Source organism: Candidatus Megaera venefica, assembly GCF_034554655.1.
In the GTDB taxonomy this organism is placed as follows: Bacteria; Pseudomonadota; Alphaproteobacteria; order Rickettsiales; family Rickettsiaceae; genus Megaera_A; species Megaera_A venefica.
The window spans coordinates 1-1156 of record NZ_JARJFB010000259.1 but is presented as its reverse complement, the minus strand read 5'-3'; the positions used below and the strand labels follow the sequence as shown (position 1 = coordinate 1156).

Genomic DNA, 1156 nt, shown 5'->3' with positions numbered 1-1156 from the left:
CTATGGCTCATTTTATGATCAAATTCGAAGGGAGAATTTAAGTGCCTATAATCGAATTTACACAAATAGATGGAAAGTCTCTCTTTTTGGGGATGTAGGAATGTACGACCTATTCTTACATAAACAAGATAGGGCTTATACTATACCTCAGTTATATGATTTTGTAGCAGAAGCTGGGCTTAATTTTGTTGATTTTAACGACCCTTATAACCGATTAATATTAAGGCTTGAGAATTATATTAAGGATCCTGCGCTCTTAGAGGAGCTTAAAAAAAGAGATATTATTGATCAACAAGCAATGTGTGAAATTATCGCTGGTAGTATAGTCAAGCATCAGTTTTTTGTTTCTAACCAGAAATCCTCAATTGCATCTTTTGAAGATCTTGATAATGTGCCATATTTTTATAATGCAAAGAGTGTTGTAAAGGATATTTATGGCTATTTAGAAAGAAATCACTCGGCTATTAGTGTTAATTTTCCTTTGCAATATCAAACATTAGGTGATGTTACTGTAACTCTACCAGTAACTAGTTTTACAAAATATTTGTTTAAATATATGATTGATGAAACGATGAGCTTTAGAGAAATTTTCGATGCTGCAATGACCGATATGGATAAAAAAATTGAAGATAAATTGTTAATTGAACAAGTAAAAAATACCCTGGCCATTCTGCACAACGCTGGGGTGTTATTGCTTAGAAATAAAAATGTTGGCCCGTTTCCTATGCTCTCTAATTAAAATAAGATGTAGCATTTTTATAGTCATAATTATCTTGATCAATTGCACATTTTGATTAGTAATGGGCCGCTGACGTTGCTTATTGTTAAAGTTGATACTACTTCTTGAGCAACGTTGCAAAGCTCCATTCATAATTATCAATACATAGTACAGAGCAGAATCGGTCTCCCCAGAATGAATCATGTGGTTCTATAAGGCTTTTTGCGCCATTTAAAATTGCTTGTGCGTATAATTTGTCAGCATCTTGGCAATAAATATACATGTTAATAGGCATCTCAATCCCGTGAGTTTTTGGTGATTTTTTTGTGGTACCATACGCTCCTTCTGGACAGAACATTATTAAAGCGTCATCTTTTTTCATGGACACATGCTGTGGTTTACCATCGTCGCTTTTTACCACTTCCTCTATGACGAAGC

General features: G+C 34.0%; 1 protein-coding gene and 1 pseudogene. One reads left to right on the top strand and one right to left on the bottom strand.

Annotated elements, in window-relative coordinates; genetic code table 11:
- Positions 1–739 (top strand): annotated as a pseudogene (locus Megvenef_RS09595) (class I SAM-dependent methyltransferase); the annotation flags it as partial.
- 97 nt (positions 740–836) lie between these two features.
- Here Megvenef_RS09595 and Megvenef_RS09590 read toward each other — a convergent pair.
- The coding region (locus Megvenef_RS09590) for a VOC family protein (RefSeq protein ID WP_322777685.1) at positions 837–1156 on the bottom strand (320 nt) is incomplete at its 5' end.